Source organism: Streptomyces sp. NPDC037288, from assembly GCF_055603265.1.
Genome location: NZ_JBVJVY010000014.1, coordinates 90,233 through 106,564, shown reverse-complemented (window position 1 = coordinate 106,564; position 16,332 = coordinate 90,233). Strand labels below are relative to the sequence as shown.

14 protein-coding genes and 1 pseudogene are annotated in these 16,332 nt (G+C 72.2%); 4 read left to right on the top strand and 11 right to left on the bottom strand.

From position 1 onward, the window contains the following. Nucleotides 1-2 precede the first annotated feature (2 nt). The 3 genes from ACZ7GZ_RS18605 to ACZ7GZ_RS18595 all read right to left on the bottom strand — a co-directional run bounded on the left by ACZ7GZ_RS18605 (nt 3) and on the right by ACZ7GZ_RS18595 (nt 3,623). Complete coding sequence (locus ACZ7GZ_RS18605; protein WP_471025257.1) at nt 3-1,577, bottom strand: S53 family peptidase; 1,575 nt, start codon at nt 1,575-1,577, stop codon at nt 3-5. A gap of 45 nt (nt 1,578-1,622) precedes the next feature. Further along, nucleotides 1,623-2,951, bottom strand: coding sequence for an alkaline phosphatase family protein (locus ACZ7GZ_RS18600; RefSeq protein ID WP_471025256.1), 1,329 nt, complete (start codon nt 2,949-2,951; stop codon nt 1,623-1,625). 225 nt (nt 2,952-3,176) lie between these two features. Then, nucleotides 3,177-3,623, bottom strand: coding sequence for an Lrp/AsnC family transcriptional regulator (locus tag ACZ7GZ_RS18595; protein WP_471025254.1), 447 nt, complete (start codon nt 3,621-3,623; stop codon nt 3,177-3,179). Between the two features lie 93 nt (nt 3,624-3,716). Here ACZ7GZ_RS18595 and ACZ7GZ_RS18590 point away from each other — a divergent pair, with 93 nt between their 5' ends. Both ACZ7GZ_RS18590 and ACZ7GZ_RS18585 read left to right on the top strand, forming a co-directional pair. Then, on the top strand, nt 3,717-4,211 hold the full coding sequence (locus ACZ7GZ_RS18590) for a rhodanese-like domain-containing protein (RefSeq protein ID WP_471025252.1): 495 nt from the start codon (nt 3,717-3,719) through the stop codon (nt 4,209-4,211). A gap of 26 nt (nt 4,212-4,237) precedes the next feature. Next, on the top strand, nt 4,238-4,753 hold the full coding sequence (locus tag ACZ7GZ_RS18585) for an immunity 21 family protein (protein ID WP_471025250.1): 516 nt from the start codon (nt 4,238-4,240) through the stop codon (nt 4,751-4,753). A 17-nt stretch (nt 4,754-4,770) separates the two neighbouring features. Here ACZ7GZ_RS18585 and ACZ7GZ_RS18580 read toward each other — a convergent pair whose 3' ends face one another. The 6 genes from ACZ7GZ_RS18580 to ACZ7GZ_RS18555 form a co-directional block, all read right to left on the bottom strand. Further along, nucleotides 4,771-6,009, bottom strand: a complete 1,239-nt coding sequence (locus tag ACZ7GZ_RS18580) for a cytochrome P450 (protein ID WP_471025248.1) — start codon at nt 6,007-6,009, stop codon at nt 4,771-4,773. Between the two features lie 34 nt (nt 6,010-6,043). Beyond that, a complete protein-coding gene (locus ACZ7GZ_RS18575) occupies nt 6,044-7,435 on the bottom strand; it encodes an NAD(P)/FAD-dependent oxidoreductase (RefSeq protein WP_471025247.1) in 1,392 nt (463 codons plus the stop codon). Continuing rightward, on the bottom strand, nt 7,425-7,673 hold the full coding sequence (locus ACZ7GZ_RS18570) for a ferredoxin (RefSeq protein WP_471025245.1): 249 nt from the start codon (nt 7,671-7,673) through the stop codon (nt 7,425-7,427). Before ACZ7GZ_RS18570 ends, ACZ7GZ_RS18575 begins: the two co-directional genes overlap by 11 nt. 178 nt (nt 7,674-7,851) lie before the next feature. After that, nucleotides 7,852-8,523 (bottom strand): hypothetical protein, encoded by a 672-nt coding sequence (locus ACZ7GZ_RS18565; RefSeq protein ID WP_471025243.1) that lies wholly within the window; start codon nt 8,521-8,523, stop codon nt 7,852-7,854. A gap of 295 nt (nt 8,524-8,818) precedes the next feature. Then, nucleotides 8,819-10,510, bottom strand: a complete 1,692-nt coding sequence (locus tag ACZ7GZ_RS18560) for a DUF885 domain-containing protein (protein WP_471025241.1) — start codon at nt 10,508-10,510, stop codon at nt 8,819-8,821. Between the two features lie 52 nt (nt 10,511-10,562). Continuing rightward, nucleotides 10,563-11,048, bottom strand: coding sequence for an Lrp/AsnC family transcriptional regulator (locus ACZ7GZ_RS18555; protein ID WP_471025239.1), 486 nt, complete (start codon nt 11,046-11,048; stop codon nt 10,563-10,565). Between the two features lie 60 nt (nt 11,049-11,108). On the opposite strand from ACZ7GZ_RS18555, the gene ACZ7GZ_RS18550 reads away from it, so the two are divergent. Then, nucleotides 11,109-12,308, top strand: a complete 1,200-nt coding sequence (locus ACZ7GZ_RS18550) for a trans-sulfuration enzyme family protein (protein ID WP_471025237.1) — start codon at nt 11,109-11,111, stop codon at nt 12,306-12,308. Nucleotides 12,309-12,469: 161 nt separating this feature from the next. Then, nucleotides 12,470-12,784: pseudogene (locus tag ACZ7GZ_RS18545) on the top strand (dehydrogenase); the annotation flags it as partial. A gap of 45 nt (nt 12,785-12,829) precedes the next feature. On the opposite strand, the gene ACZ7GZ_RS18540 reads toward ACZ7GZ_RS18545, so the two are convergent. Then, complete coding sequence (locus ACZ7GZ_RS18540) at nt 12,830-14,278, bottom strand: GNAT family N-acetyltransferase (protein ID WP_471025235.1); 1,449 nt, start codon at nt 14,276-14,278, stop codon at nt 12,830-12,832. A 121-nt stretch (nt 14,279-14,399) separates the two neighbouring features. After that, on the bottom strand, nt 14,400-15,983 hold the full coding sequence (locus ACZ7GZ_RS18535) for an alkaline phosphatase D family protein (RefSeq protein WP_471025233.1): 1,584 nt from the start codon (nt 15,981-15,983) through the stop codon (nt 14,400-14,402). Nucleotides 15,984-16,332: the final 349 nt, after the last annotated feature.

Here is a 16,332-nt window from a genome sequence, read left to right as displayed (position 1 = left end):
GGTCAAGGGTGCGACGTTCCCACAACGGACCTCAGCCGCCGCAGGAGCTCTTCTCCGTCGGGTGTGCCCAGGCCGGTGCAGGCGTCCCAGCCGACCTCGGCCTGGTAGGAGCCGTTGTTCCCCTTGGTGACGTCGTGGAAGCCGGGGGCAGGCGTATGGGTTGCCACACCCTGGTAGAGGAGGGGTTGCAGCAGCCCGAGAGGCCGGCCGAGGGCCTGGGCGAGGCGGCACACCAGCGCGGCCCACAGGGGTGCCACGGCGCTTGTGCCACCGATGACCTCAGGGTGGCCGTCGACACGGACCAGGTATCCGCTGGCGGGATCGGCGTTGCCGGAGACGTCGGGTATTCCGCGTCCCTGGCCGCTGCCGCCCGTGATGGCGTTGATCTGCCATGCGGGCTGTTGGAAAACGTCGCTGAAGCCGCCCCCGGTGCCCGCGCCGTTGGTGTGCCAGACCACTTCGGACGTGATCTCGCCGGTGTGGGGGTCGGCGTCCAGACGGGTGCCACCGCAGGCGAGCGTGAACGGGCTGGAGGCGGGGAAGTCGGCGTGCGGCCGACCGTCGTGTACGCCGTCGCCGCTGCCCTCGTCGCCGCTGGCGGCGCATACGGTGACACCGAGAGCGGCCGCGTCGGCGAGAGCCTGCTCGAACACATCGCGGCTCTGCGCGGTCCAGGCGTCCTCGCTCTTGCCCCAGCTGATGCTCACGGCCGTGGGAGTGGGGGTGGCATGGACGGCGGTGATCAGGGCGTCGGCGAAGGCCCGGTCGTTGTTGGGCGCGAAGTAGACGGTCTGCTGGGCGCGGGGCGCCAGGGCGCCGGCGACGTCGATGTCCAGCAGGACCTCTCCGTCGGGGCCGTTCGGGTCTCCCTCCGGTGCGTTGTGGGCACCGTGGATGCCACGGGCGGCGATCGTCGGTGTGGGGATGACGCCCAGGCCGGTGAAGTACGCGTCGAGGTCGTCCTGGGTGTACCCGCCGCCCAGCTCGAGGGTCGCCAGTCTCTGGCCGGTACCGTCGGTGTTCTGCGGGAAGTGGTACGCATCGGCGAGTTGGGGCGGGGTGTACGAGTGGCCCGCGTGGGCCCGGTCGTGCAGGCGGAGGTGGGGGCGGGCCTGTGGGCGGTCGTCGAACCCGAGGACGCCGGTGACGATGCCCTCCCACTCGGAGGGGATGTGCAGGACGCCGGCCCGGTGCCGGTGACGCACGGGCCGCCCGGTGCGGGGGTCGGCGCTGCTGGCGTACTCCAGCATGCCCGGATCGATCACCTCGCGCAGCTGGCCCAGGGTCCCCGACAGGAAGATCCGGCGGCCGGCCAGGTCGGTCTCCGTCCGCAGGCCGTGCCGTTCGGCGATGCGCTGCACCTGGGCTACATCATCCGGGTCCGCTCCGTACTGGTCGCACAGGCCTTCCGCCGTGAGGGTGCGCAGCGTGTCGACGTACTCCGCCGGCAGCCCGCTGCGCCGGCGCACGTACAGGGTGAGGTCGATGCGCTGGGTGTCGGGTACGTCTTCGATCCGTTCGGCACCAGGGGAGGGAGCGCGTTCGCTGCCGTGCAGGGGTACTTTCCGTAGCGTCATGACGATCTTGTCCTTCTACGGTCACGGTACGGGGGGTGACGTGGCTCAGGTCGGCGGGATGAGCCGGCGCGCGACGAGGTCCTCGTGAACCTGCTCGAGGTGGGAGGTCTCGCCCCGGGCCGGGTTGACTCCGATGGAGGTGGGGACGATGACGCCGTCGAGCGGGTCGTCGTCGCGCGGCCGGCCGAGCGTGAGAACGGCGCCGATGCCGGGGGCGTTCCGGTCCCGAGCGGTCAACGGGTCCAGCCCCCAGCGTTCCTCCACGGTCCTGAGCAGCGACGTGTGATCCAGGGGCGTTGATCCGTTGGCGATCCGGAAGACGGTGCCGGACTCGATCAGCGGGGACACCAGCACGGTGGGCACGCGCACGCCGAAGCGCGTGAAGTCGAAGCCGAACTCGCCCACCGCCCGGTCGGGCGGCTGGGCGCCGGAGGGCGGCGGCACGTGGTCGTAACAGCCGCCGTGCTCGTCATAGGTGACGACGAGCAGCGTTCCGGCCCACCCGGGACCGTTGCGCAACGCGTAGTACACGTCGTGGATCAGCTGCTCGCCGAGAGCCACGTCGTAGTTGGGGTGCTGGCTGTTGCCCGTGGGCGACCAGGCGGGCTCGAGGAACACGAAGGCGGGCAGGGTGCCTTGGGCGGCGGCCTGCTTGAAGTCGATGAACTGGCCGAAGTGCGTGGCGGCGGCACCGGCGATGTCGGGGAAGTCACCGCGGGTGAGCGGCTGGGCGTGGTAGCCGTAGACGGTCCACTCGACGTGGTTGCGGGAGAGCTCGCCGAAGATGCTGGGTGTGGTGAAGGTGTGCGTGTGGTCGTCCATGTGGCCCTGACTCGTTCCGGCCAGCGTGAACGCCCGGTTGGGCAGCGTCTCGGTGGGCACCGAGCTGTACCAGTGGTCGCACACCGCGTAACCGCGGGCCAGACCGGACAGCACCGGCAGCCCTTGCGGGGTGAAACACCCCATGATGTCAGCGGTGGTTGTGCCGGGATACACCGAATCGTGCCGCTCCTGGTGGCGTTTGAGGGCGAAGGCGAAGTCGGTGACGAAGCCGTTGTTGGTCGGTTTCTGCCCCGCGGCGGGTGTGGCGGTGCCGAACACCTGGTGGTTGGTGGCCCGATAGCCCTCTCCGGGGTTGGCGCCCGGCATGAAGTACGCACCCGGAACGGTCTGGTCGATCCGGAAGACGGTGACGTCTGTGCCGTTGTCATCGGGATTGGACTCGCCGCCGGTCAATCCCTCGTACGGGGCGCCGGACTGTGACCGGTTTCCGTCGTCGGTGTACAGGAATCCCAGCATGTGGTCGAACGAGCGGTTCTCCAACATCAGGACCACAAGGTGGTCGATCTGGTCCAGGTGTGTGGATTCAGGCATGGGAAGCCTCCGGACAGAACCGATGGCAGGGAGGGGGCGTCGCTGCCGCAGGCCGCGGCGGGCCTCAGTGGGCAGCTGTGAAGACGCGGCGGCTGGGGGTGTCGGGCGGGATCCCACTGCCGGTCACCGCGAATCCGCTTCTCACCCACAGCATTTCACCATCTGGTCGCACGCGCATCCCGGTGGAATTGCACATCGCGCGGTGCTGTGCATCGGTGCTGACGGTCACTGTCCGAGCGGTCGCCGGGGCAGCGGGGAGGAGTACACGACACTGGTGGTCACCGAGCCCAGCGCGCCGATCTTCCCGGAGATCTCCTCCAGATGCGCCATGGACCGCGCGGCGACCTTGATGACGAAGCAGTCGTCGCCCGTCACATGGTGCGCCTCCAGGATCTCGGGCGTCGCGGCCACCAGGTCGTGGAACGGCTTGTAGTTGCCGTTCGGGTACCGCAGCCGTACGAACGCCAGGATCGGCAGTCCGAGCCGCTCGGCGTCGACGACCGCCGCGTACCCCTGGATCACGCCTGCCTCCTCCAGCCGCCGGACCCGTTCGGTGACGGCGCTCGGCGACATCGAGACGGCACGCGCCAGCTCGGCGTAGCTGGCCCGTCCGTCCCGCTGGAGGACCTCGAGGATGCGCCAGTCGGTGGCGTCCGGGGAATACACGGTCATCCCGGAGGGATAGCAGGGAAACCCCGGCGTGCACAACGGGATGCCGTGGATCCCCACTTCAGGGGGCCTGGCGCGGGCCGTAGATTTCCCGTCATGATCACCAAGTCCGCTGAGAACGCCGTGACCTCCCAGAACCCCGTCCTGCGCGTCGCCCCCGCCGCGCCCGCCGAGGCCGCCGCCCACTTCCGGGCGAGCCTGGCCTTCCACGCAGACGTCTCCGACGTGGCCGCCGCGCTCGCGGCCGGCGGCGACCCCGGGTTCGTCGTCGTGGACACCCGCTCCTCCGCGTCGTGGGACCAGGGCCACCTCCCCGGCGCGATCCACCTGCCCACCGCGCTCGTCCCCGAGCAGGCCGAGCGGCTCCTCGACCCGTCCGTGCCGGTGGTGACGTACTGCTGGGGCCCCGGCTGCAACGGCGCCACCCGTGCCGCCCTCGCCCTCGCCGAACTCGGTTACCGGGTCAAGGAGATGCTGGGCGGCTTCGAGTACTGGGCGCGCGAGGGCTTCGCCTACGAGACCCGGCAGGGCCCGGAGCGCCGCTCCGCCGATCCGCTGACGGCCCCCGTCGAAGGCGAGTGCGGCTGCTGACCCCCGCCCGTGTAGGTTCTCTGCCCATGGCTCGATACGCGGATCCAGGCGCGCTGGAGTGGGTGGAATCGGGCGGCGGCCCGCTGATAGCCGTTCCGGAGACGGTGCTGCCGTTCTGGGCGGGCGCCGACAGCGAGGAACTCGACACCGACTACGACCGGGCGTGCGAGGTCGACGGATACGTCGGCCTGCTCCCGGTCGGCGACAGCGCGGCCCTGGTGTTCGGCGACGAACCCGCCTCGACCTCCTACCTTCCGCACTACGCCACCTTCGTACGGTGGTCCGCCGCGAACTCCGAGGCCGAACTGCTCGCCACCGTCCCCGCCGCCCTCGATGCGGCGGCGTGGGGGAGCGAGGTGCACTGGCGGGTGCCCGGCCCGGTGCTGCTGTTCGACTCGGCCTGGCCGGGCGGTCACGCGGCGAGCCGGGAGCATGTGCGGATCGAGCTGGAGCCGGGCTCCTACGCGGTGCGCGCCGCGTACGTCCAGCCAGGACCCGAGACCTGGGTCGGCCTGGTGCAGCTCAGACGGCTCGGCCGGTGACCGGACCGCCGGCGCGGTCAACGCAGGCCGTCGAAGGCGATGTTCAGATGCCGGGGGCCGCGCAGCACCGCGTTGCGCCGGTACGGCGGCGGATCCTCGACCAGACGGGGATTCTCCATCCGCCGGGCCAGTTCGGACAGGGCGATCTGGGTCTCCAGCCGGGCCAGCGGGGCGCCGAAGCAGCTGTGGATGCCGCTGCCGAACCCCAGGTGCTGGATGTCCTCACGGTCCGGGTCGAAGCGCTCGGGATCCTTGAACCGATCCGGGTCGCGGTTGCCCGCGGCCAGCATCAGCCAGATGCGTGAGCCCTTCGGGATGACGACCCCGCGCAGCTCGATGTCGGCGATACAGGTGCGCTGCGGCACGATCTGCACGGGCGGCTCGTAGCGCAGCAGCTCCTCCACGATCCGCACCGACAGGTGTGGATCCTCCCGCAGCCGCTGCAGGACCTCGGGGTGCCGCAGCAGGGTCAGCATGCCGTTGGTGATGAGGTTGACCGTCGTCTCGTGACCGGCGATCAGCAGCAGCACCGCGGTGCTGAGCACCTCCATCATCGTCATGGCGCCGTCCGGCCCCCCGCTGCCGACCAGGTCGGACAGCAGATCGTCCTGCGGCTCCCTGGTGCGCTGCTCGACCAGTCCGGCCAGGTACATCCCGAGTTGCATCCGCGCTTCCTGCGCCGTCTTCACGAACTCGGCGTCGGCGTTCAGGCGCGTCTCCGGGTCAAGGCTCGCGACCAGCGGGTCCACCCAGGTGCGAAAGCGCGGCTCGTCCTCCCGGGGCACGCCGAGCAGCCGGCAGATCACCGTCACCGGGAACGGGTAGGCGAAGTCGTCGACCAGGTCGATCTGCCGCTTGTCCTTCAGGTCGTCGAGCAGCCCGTCCACGATGGCGCCCAGCTCACCCCGCATGTTCTCCACCCGGCGCGGCCGGTGCGGCGGCCCGAAGCCCCGGTTGGCGATGCGCCTGAGCCGGTCGTGCTCCGGCGGGTCGAGCCGGATGAACGACGGCGGCAGCCCTCCCGTCTCCTCCGCCTGGCTCAGTTCGTCGGCCCCGGCGGCGGCCAGATTGGCGGCGTCGGAACTGATCCGCGGATCGTGGAGCAGCGCCTCGATGTCCCAGTAGGAGCTGATGACGTAGGGATCGTCGTCCTCTTCGTGCAGCACCGGTGTCTTGCGGAGTTCCGCGTACAGCGGATACGGGTCGGCGCGGTTGGCGAAGTCGGTGATCTGGCGGAACAGCGAGGCCTGCGTCATGACAAGTCCTTGGAGCGTCGGGGCCGGGCGGCGGTCAGTGGCGGGCGGGGTGGAAGACCAGCTGCTGGTCGGCCGGTGAGTAGCCACTGAGGGTCACGGTCGGGCCGTGGGTCGGCAGAGACGGGTCGGGGAAGTCGGCCGGCACCGGCTGCCGGCCCTCGGGACGCCGGTCCATCGTCGGGAACTCCACCGGGAAGGGCGCGCCCCGCTCGATCTGCCGCGCGTAGAACTCCAGCCACCGGGTGTTGTCGAAGGTCACGGCGGCGATCATGCGGCCCTCGTAGCCGTACACGCCGACGAACCGGCGCTCGGCGAGCGAACCCTGAGTGATCATGATCTGGTCGCCCATGGGCGGCACGCCGACCGACTTGATGTTCACGCCGAACATCGACGACCAGAAGGCGGGCATCCACAGGTGCGGGCGCCGGTCGGCGCCGTGGCAGATCATGTTGTGCGCGGCGGTCTCCGCCTGGGCGACGGCGTTGCCCCAGTGCTCGAGCGAGAGGAACTGGTAGCCGAACAGCGCGTGCGGCGAGCGCGCGACGTCACCGGCCACGAAGACGTCGTCCGTGACGATGCCCCGGAAGTCGAAGGCCCGGCAGCCCGCGTCACAGGCGATGCCCCGGGGCCCGGCGCCCAGCCCCGATCCGGTCAGCCAGTCGGTGTTGCGCACCGAGCCCAGCGAGACCACGACCACGTCCGCCTGGACGACGCTCTCGTCGGACAGGTGGACGGCCCGCACCCTGCCCGTCGAGTCGCCCTCCAGCGAGGTCACCGTGACATGGGTGCGCAGATCCACGCCGTTCTCCAGCTGCAGGTCGGCGGCGACCGCGCCGATCACTCCGCCGAGCGCGCCCACCAGCGGCGCGCCCGCGCGCTCCGCCACGGTGACCGGCAGACCCATCTCCCGGCAGGCCGACGCGACCTCCGAACCGGCGAAGCCCGCGCCGATGATGAACACCCGGCGCGGCCCGGCCTTGAGCCGCTGGTACAGATCGGCGGCGTCGTCCCGTGTGCGCAGCAGGCAGACACCGTCCAGCCGGGCCTCCTCCTCCTTCGGCCAGGGCCGGGCGCGGACGCCGGTCGCGATGAGCAGCCGGTCGTACTCCACCTCGTCCCCGTCGGCCAGCCGGACCCGCTTGGCCGTCAGGTCCAGACCGGTCGCGGGGACACCGAGCCGCCACTTGGCGTCGATCTCCCGGCGGTGCGGCAGCTCGGTGTGGCGCGGGGACGCCATGCCCAGCAGGACGGACTTGGACAGCGGCGGCCGGTCGTACGGCTCGTACGGCTCGTCACCGATCAGGGTCAGCTCACCGGTGAAGCCCTCGGCGCGCAACGTCTCGGCGGCCCGCAGACCCGCCAGCGAGGCGCCCACGATGACGATACGGCCCTCGCGCCTGAGCCGGTCCACAGGGTCAGCGGCCATCGGAGGCCCCCTGGGCGGCCCCGGCCCCCGGCTCGGTCCCGGCGTCGTCCAGACCGTCCGCCGTGATCGCCTGTACCGGGCAGGCGGCGACGGCGCGGGCCAGCCGCTCCCGCTGCTCCTCGGGTGCGTGCGGGTTGTAGACCAGTGACTCGTCGCCGTGCATGGCGAAGACATCGGGAGCGAGGAACGCGCACTGGGCGTACCCCTGGCATTTGTTGAGATCGACGACGAGCCTCATCGACGCTCCGCCCTTCCGGTGGCCAGGTCCGGTGGCGCCGGCCGTGTCGCGCGGCAGTCCCGGACGGCGGTCATGTCCCGCCTGCCAGCATGAGCGGGACGCGGCGGCACCGCCCGTCGGCAAACCCATTCGGGCCGTCGGCCGTGCCGTCCTCAGGGGTGCCGCCGGCGGCGGTCCGTCACGGGTCGGCCGCGGTGCGGCCCCTGTCGCGACCGCCCGCCAGGATGATGTGCACGCTGAGCACCAGCGACCACGCGGGGAAGACCAGCTCCGCCCAGTGCACGGTGGACGCGACGAAGAGCAGCGTGAGGGCGGTCAGGAAGCCCAGCACCGACAGCCAGCGGGGCAGGGCGCCCAGGCGGTGGCCGATCACCGACATGGAGGTGACGAAGACGGCCGCCATGCGCGTGGCGTACTGGTTCATCAGTGTGTACGCGAGGTGACGGCCGAAGTCCCAGGTGGACAGGTCGGGCGTCGTGCCGGCGGGGTGTGCGACCGCGAGGACGGCGCTCGCGGCGGCGGCGGCGCCGTAGATCGAGGCGGTGAAGACGAGTCCGCTGCCGAGGAGGACGGTGGCGAGGAACTTGTCCTCGGCCGCGCCGACGTGCGCCCGTACCGCGCCGATGAACCACAGGAAGAAGATGCCGGCGAAGGGCACGAGCGCGAGGGCCACACGCAGGGCGCCACGGCGCCCGGAGTCCGTGAACGCGCGAGCCGTGACCGTGGTCCCGTCGGGGATGCTCAGCCGCACCAGGACGATCGCCGCCGCGAGCAGCAGCGCGAACACCACTCCCGCCAGGCCCGCGGCCCGCGGTGTCTCCAGCACCCTCTGCCGCTGCCCCTGCTGCATCCCGGCCGCCTCCTCCGCGTCGCCTCTGGCACCAGCTAGCCGCCGCCCGGTCGCCTGCGCCACCGGGAGACGGCTGTACGGCCGAGGGTGCCGTCCGGCGGGACAGCCCGGCACCGAGAGGGGCATCTCCAAGGCCGGGGCCGGCCGACCGGAGATCGGGGACCCGGTGCGCTCGCCTCCGGAGTGGGCGCGGCGGGGTGGTCTGCGGTCGGGCCGGAGCGGGTTCCAACTCGGCCGTGCCCGCTCCGGAGCTCCGAGCCGTCAGGTTCCGGCAGCCATGCCCGGCGCCGGGCCGTCAGAGCCGGGCCAGCTCGTCCACCAGGTCGTCCAGCCCCAGCGAACCCTGCGACAGCGCGGCCATGTGCCAGGCCTTCAGGTCGAACGCGTCACCGTGCCGCTCGCGTGCCCTCTCCCGGCCCAGCAGCCATGCCCGCTCACCGAGCTTGTAGCCGATCGCCTGGCCCGGAATCGTCAGGTAGCGGGTCAGCTCGCTCTCCACGAAGTCGGCCGGCCGGCTGCTGTGCGCGGCGAAGAACTCCTGCGCCAGCTCCGGCGTCCACCGCTCCCCGGGGTGGAACGGCGAGTCGGCGGGGATCTCCAGCTGCAGATGCATGCCGATGTCCACGATCACCCGGGCCGCCCGCATCATCTGCGCGTCCAGGTAGCCGAGCCGCTCCTCGGGGTCGGTGAGGTAGCCCAGCTCGTCCATCAGCCGTTCCGCGTACAGCGCCCAGCCCTCGGCGTTGGCGCTCACCCCGCCGACCGTCGCCTGGTAGCGGGAGAGGTTCTGCGCGACGTGCGCCCACTGCGCGAGCTGCAGGTGGTGGCCGGGCACGCCCTCGTGATACCAGGTCGAGACGAGGTCGTAGACCGGGAAGCGGGTCTCGCCCATCGTGGGCAGCCAGGTGCGGCCGGGCCGTGAGAAGTCCTCCGTCGGTGCCGTGTAGTAGGGGGCCGCCGCGCCGCCGGGCGGGGCGATGCAGGACTCCACCTTCCGCACCCGCTCGGCGAGTTCGAAGTGCGAGCCGTCCAGGTCCTCGATGGCCTTGTCCATCAGGCCCTGCAGCCACTCACGGACCTCGTCCACGCCCTCGATGTGCCGGCCGTGCTCGTCCAGGTGCGCGAGCGCCACCCAGGGCGTCCCGGCGCCGGGCAGGATCTTCTCCGCCTCCTGCTTCATCTCGCCGAGGATCCGGTGGAACTCCGACCAGCCGTACGCGTACGCCTCGTCCAGGTCCAGATCGGTGCCGTTGAAGTAGCGGGACCAGCGCGCGTACCGCTCGCGGCCCACCGTGTTCGGCGCGTCCCCGATCACCGGCGCGTACACGTCCCGCAGCCAGTCCCGCAGCTGGACCAGGGCGCCGGTCGCCGCGCGGGCCGCCTCGTCCAGCTCGGTGCGCAGCGCCTCGGGCCCGGCGGCGGCGAAGTCCTCGTACCAGCCGCGGCCCTTGCCGTCGGTGTCCGTCCACTCGGTGAGCTGCTCGATGTACGTCGCGGTCGGCCGCGGAGCGGCGAACAGCCCGCGGTCCAGGCCCAGTTGCAGCGACTCGCGGTAACCCGCGAGCGCGCCGGGCACCGCGCGCAGCCGCTCGGCGATCGCCGCCCAGTCCTCCTCCGTCTGCGCCGGGGTGATCGTGAAGACGTCCCGCACCGCGTGGCCCGGCGTGCTCATGTTGCCGATCGCGCGCAGGTACTCGTCCGCCTCGTGCACGGCGAGTTCGGCGGTCAGCCGCTCCCGCAGCAGCCGCCCGCAGCGCCGCTCCACGTCGCTGTCCGCACCGGGCTGCCGCTCCGCCTCGTCCAGCTCGGCCAGGGTGGCCCGGGCCAGCTCCGCGAGAGCCTCCTGGCCCGCGGGCGAGTAGTCGGGCAGCAGGCGCGAACTCTCCTTCACACCGAGGTAGGTACCGGTCACCGGGTCGAGGGCGATGAGGCCGTCCACGTACGCGTCGGCCACCTCACGGGGCAGCGGGCTCTTGGTCTCAGACATGCGGCCATCCTCGTACGCGGGGGATCACCGCGTCACCCGCGTTCGCGGGGATTCAGCTCTGGGCGTGGCCGGGAGGCAGCAGTGGTCCGCACTCCCACTGCTGGAAGATCAACCGGGTCTCCACCCGGGCCACCTCGCGCCGTGCCGTGAACTCGTCGAGCACCAGCCGCTGCAGATCCGCCATGTCCGCGACGGCCACATGCACCAGATAGTCGTCCGGCCCGGTCAGATGGAACACCGTCCGTGCCTCCGGCAGCGCCCGGATCCGCTCCACGAACGGTCCCACCAGCTCCCGCCGGTGCGGCCGCACCTGGACCGACAGCAGCGCCTGGAGCCCGCGCCCGAGTTTGGCCGGATCGAGCCGCAGCTGATGGCCGAGGATCACGCCCGAGCGGCGCAGCCGGGTGATCCGGTCCAGGCAGGTCGACGGTGCCACGCCCACCTGCGCGGCGAGATCGCGGTAGGTGGTCCGGGCGTCGTTCTGCAGCAGCCGCAGCAGATGGAGGTCCACCGGATCCAGTACGACAGATTCGGCCATTGGCCGAACGTAGCACGGTGTTCGAATTCCGTGAACCGTTCGATGTTCACCCTTCCGCCCATGGACACAGCGAGCACCGGTGCCTACGACGACGTACGCACCGCATCCAGAGCCCTGGCCACAGAAGCCGTACACGCCGGCCGCGACGATCTCGCCCGCCAGGGCCTGCACGCCCCACCGATCGACCTGTCCACCACCTATCCCTCCCATGACAGCCGTGGTGAGGCCGCCCGCATCGACTCCTTCGCCGCCGACGGCGCCGACCCGGCCGGTCCTCCCATCTACGGCCGCCTCGGCAACCCGACCGTCGCCCGCTTCGAGACCGCACTGGCCCGCCTGGAGGGCACCGAATCCGCGGTCGCCTTCGCCAGCGGCATGGCGGCGCTCAGCGCGGTCCTGCTCGCCCGGTCCGCCCTCGGCCTGCGCCATGTGGTCGCGGTACGGCCCCTGTACGGCTGCAGCGACCACCTGCTCACCGCCGGGCTGCTCGGCACCGAGGTCACCTGGACCGACCCGGCCGGCATCACCGACGCGCTGCGCCCGGACACGGGGCTCGTGATGGTCGAGTCCCCGGCCAACCCGACCCTCGCCGAAATAGACCTGCGGGCCGTCGCGCACGCCTGCGGTTCGGTCCCGCTGCTCGCCGACAACACCTTCGCCACACCCGTGCTGCAACGCCCGGCCGAGCACGGCGCCCGCATGGTGCTGCACAGTGCCACCAAGTACCTCGGCGGGCACGGCGACGTGCTCGCCGGAGTCGTCGCCTGCGACGAGGAGTTCGCGGGCCGGCTGCGGCAGATACGGTTCGCCACCGGCGGTGTGCTCCATCCGCTGGCCGGCTACCTGCTGCTGAGGGGGCTGTCCACGCTCCCGGTCCGGGTGCGGGCCGCCTCCGCGAACGCCGCCGAACTGGTCCGCAGGCTCGCCGCCGACCCGCGTGTGGCCCGCGTCCACTATCCGCGCATCGGCGGCGCGATGATCGCCTTCGAGGTGCACGGCGACCCGCACGAGGTCATCTCCCGGGTCGGGCTCGTCACCCCGGCGGTGAGCCTCGGCAGCGTCGACACGCTCATCCAGCACCCCGCCTCCATCAGCCACCGCATCGTCGACGCCGACGACCGGCGCGGGGCGGGGGTGAGCGACCGGCTGCTGCGGCTGTCGGTGGGTCTGGAGGACGTGGACGACCTGTGGGCGGACCTCGACCAGGCGTTGGGGGAGCCTGCCCGGATGCCGGTGCCGCTGCGGGAAGCGGTGCGCTGAGGTCGGCGGCCGGTGGAGGGCGCCGGTGAGCTGGGCCCCCCACTGCCTCGAGGGCGTGGGGCCCTCGACGCCGCCGCCGTGGCTGAGCACCGTCGCGGGGGATTCCCGGTGCGGCCGTCTCCGTAGGGCTCCCGGGGGCCACCGGCCCGCCCCGGACGGCCGAACCCGGCCCGGCCGCGCTGGCCGGGCGTACGGTCTTCTGCCGGTATCCGCATCAGAGCCGCTACGTCGTGCCGGTGAACGCCGTGACCGTCGTGCCCGAACGGGTGCCCGCCGCGCGGGCCGTGCTCGCCGGGACCGTGGAGACCGCCGTGAACGCCCTGGGGGACGCGGCACCGCTGATCGGCGACCGGATCGCGGTGGTCGGCGCCGGCATGGTCGGCTGCTCGGTGACCGCGCTGCTCGCCCGCTTCCCCGGCGTACGGCTCCGACTCGTCGACGCCGACCCGGGCCGCGGCCCCGCCCGACCGGCGGTGCCGGGCCAGGGCGCCTGGACGAAGGCGGGCCGCGGCCGGCCTGTGTCAGTCGCGCTTGGCCGGGTCGCCGACGTGGCGCAGGCCGGTGTCATACGGCGAGCGCTGCCCGACCGCTGTGGTGACCAGGCGGGCCGTGATGACCAGCGTGCCCTCCTCGATCTGGTAGTCCAGGGGCAGCCCGAGGCGGCGCATCGCGGCGACCATGCCGGTGTTGGACGCCTGGGTCACGGCGTACACGCTCTCGCAGCCGGCCTCCACGGCCATCGCCACCAGCCGGTCGAGCAGCTCACCGCCGATGCCGCGCTGCTGCCAGTCGTCCTCGATCAGCAGCGCGACCTCGGTCTCGTCGCCGTCCCAGAGCAGATGCCCGAGGCCGACGATCCGTCCGGAGGTGGTCTGCGCGGCCAGCGTCCGGCCGAAACGGGGGCTGAGCAGGTGGTTCAGATAGCGGTCCGCGTCGCCGACCGGGCCGTGGTAGCGCAGCCCGAGGGTGCGCGGCGAGCACCGCTCGTGCATCGCCTTGGCGGCGGCCAGGTCTCCGGTGTCGACCCGGCGGACGGTGATGTCGTTGCCCTCCGGCAGCGTCAGCACGTCCTTGCCGCGCGGGATCCGCGGACCGAGCCGGTTGTCCAGCTCCACCAGCGCCCGGGCCCGCGCGAACTCGGTCGGCGTGAACGGCAGATACGGCCGCTCCACGGTGAGCACCCCGCCCTCCGGCGCCGGCAGCCGCAGCACGGTGTCCTCCAGCACGCCCTCGACCGGCACCGGCTCCGGCCCGCGGCCACCGCCGACCGGTGTCCCGGGCAGCGAGCGGATCGTGCACCGGCCCAGCAACTGCCGCAGCGCCAGCGGCAGTTCGGCGGCGTCCAGTGCGGTGCGCGCGGCCAGCCCGAGCACCCGGGTGGGGGCGTCGACCAGGTCGTGGGCGTCGGCCCGTTCGATCCAGGTGGACGCGCCGCCGGCCAGTGCGACCGCCCGGGAGATCTCGGCCGCCGCCAGCGCGCCGGGCGCCCGCAGCAGGAACTCGTCCACGGTGCCGTCGGCCAGCGGGTGCGTCTGGAGACTCAGGATGTCGACGCGCCGCTCGGCCAGCACCGCGCACAGCGCGGCCAGCGAGCCCGGCTCGTCCTTCACCGTCGTCCGCATCCGCCACAGCGCCCCGGCGCCGGCCACGTCGTCCGCGGCGTCGTCCGGCTGCGCCGAGGGCCCGGACGACCGCGTCTCGGCGGCCGGCCGGGCACCGGTATCACCGGTCGGCGGTGCGTGTCCGTGGCGCCGTGCCCACCAGGTGTGGAAGCCGGCCGTCGCGGCCAGCGCGAGTGCCGAGATCACCAGCATCGCGGGACCGTCGGGGCCGTGCCCGACCAGGTTCGCCACCACGTCGGCCACCGCGACGGCCGTGAACAGGGCGGCGAGCTCCACGAGGTCCCGCCGCCAGTGGTGCACGGGGCGGCCGTGCTTCACCCGGGTCACATTCGACATGTCTGCAGTCATGCAGCCACTGTGAAGGAAGGGTGTTGCGTGATCACGAACGGTTTGTGACCGATGAGTAAAGCATGCTCCGTCCCTTTTGTTGGATTTTCCATGGTCGGGTCGCCCCGCACCGCCCGGCTCCCTACTGGCCGACCCGCCCCGGCTGGAGCGTCTGGGTGAACAGCACGGTGCCGTCGTACTCGCGCAGCCGCACCGTCAACTCGCCGCTGTCGCCGTCGACGTCGACCTCGCCGAAGAACTGGTAGCCAACGGCAGGAGACACGTTGGAGGCGGTGGGTGCCTTGACGAACACCCGGTCCGGGCCGAACGTGCCGTCCAGCGCGCTGACCGGGAAGGCACCCGCGTTGAGCGGTCCGGAGACGAACTCCCAGAACGGCTCGAAGTCCTTGAACGCGGCCCGCGCGGGGTCGTAGTGCTGGGCGGAGGTGTGGTGCACGTCGGCCGTCAGCCACACCGTGCCGGTGATCCGCCGGTGCTTGATGAAGCGCAGCAGCTCGGCGATCTGCAGCTCACGGCCGAGCGGCACGCCCGGGTCGCCCTGCGCCACGGCCTCGAAGTCGGGCTTGCCCTCCACCGGGTCGGGCACGACCAGGCCGAGCGGCATGTCGTTGGCGATCACCTTCCACACCGCGCGGGACTTCGCGAGCTCCCGCTTGAGCCACTCCAGTTGCTCACGCCCGAGGATGCCCACCGGGTCCGTGGTCTGGTCGTCGGGCGAGTTCGCGTTGCGGTAGGTGCGCATGTCGAGCACGAACACGTCGAGCAGCGGACCGTGGTGGACGACCCGGTAGATCCGGCCGTCCGGGCGCTCGCTGGTGGTCGAGACCGGGAAGTACTCGGAGAACGCCTGCCGCGAGCGCAGCGCCAGGTCGTCGAGCCTGGTGCCGGCCGGGTACGGCGTGCCGGTGCCGATGACCTCGCCCGGGTACCAGTTGTTGCGGACCTCGTGGTCGTCCCACTGGATGATGTTCGGCACCTGGGCGTTGAACCGGCGCAGCGCCGAGTCCAGCAGGTTGTAGCGGAAGTTGCCCCGGTAGTCGTCCAGGGTGATCGCGACGTGCGACTTCTCCTCGGTGGTGACGTTCCGGTACACGCTGCCGTCGGGCAGGGTCGCGGTGGCCGGGATCGGGCCGTCGGCGTAGATGTTGTCGCCGCTGCACAGGAAGAAGTCCGGGTCGACCTTGGCCATGGCGTCGAAGATGCGGTAACCGCCGATGGAGTCGTTGATGCCCCAGCCCTGTCCGGCGAGGTCGCCGGACCACACGAACCGCACACCCTGACGCCGCCCGGCGGGCGCGGTACGGAAGGTTCCGGTCACCGGCTCGCCGGTACGGCGCGGGTCGTCCGGGTCGGCGAGCAGTACGCGGTAGTGGATCTGCTCGCCCGACGGCAGTCCGTGCAGCCGGGTGGTGCCGGTGAAGTCCGTGCCGGGGCCCAGCAGCGGGCCGTGCCATCTGCGCGGGCTGCGGAACGACTCGGTGGCCGAGGTCTCCACGATCATCCGGGCCGGCCGGTCCGAACGCACCCACACCAGGCCGGAGTCGGTGGTCACATCACCCGCCTGCACGCCCCACCCCGCCTGGGGACGCCCGGAGCGGGCGAACGCCGGGGCCGCGCCGAGGCCGACGGGCAGGGTGAGCGCCGCCGACGCGGCGAGGGAGCCGCGCAGAACACTGCGGCGGCCGGGGAGCGGACGTTCTGACATGGCTGCGCCTCCAGGGACGGGGTCCGGCCAGTGTGCAGAGCCACACCTACTGGGACGCTGCGGCGCGCACGGAAACCCCAAGTGAACAACGGGCCTTGGGGCCGAGTCGCCGGGCGGGGCGCCATGGTCGCGCACCGCTCGCGGGAGGACGGGCCGGGGGCCATGGTCGCGCACGGCTCGCGGGAGGACGGGCGGACCGCGCCGGTGCGCGCCGGGTGGGGCACGTCCTGTCCGGCTCGACGGTAAGGATCCGCCGCATCCGCGCACACACAGCGCGCCGACGGCCGGGCCCAGCCCCTCGCGGAGGCGACACCGGTGACCGGGCCGGCCACTTCGGCGAGGTGACGCC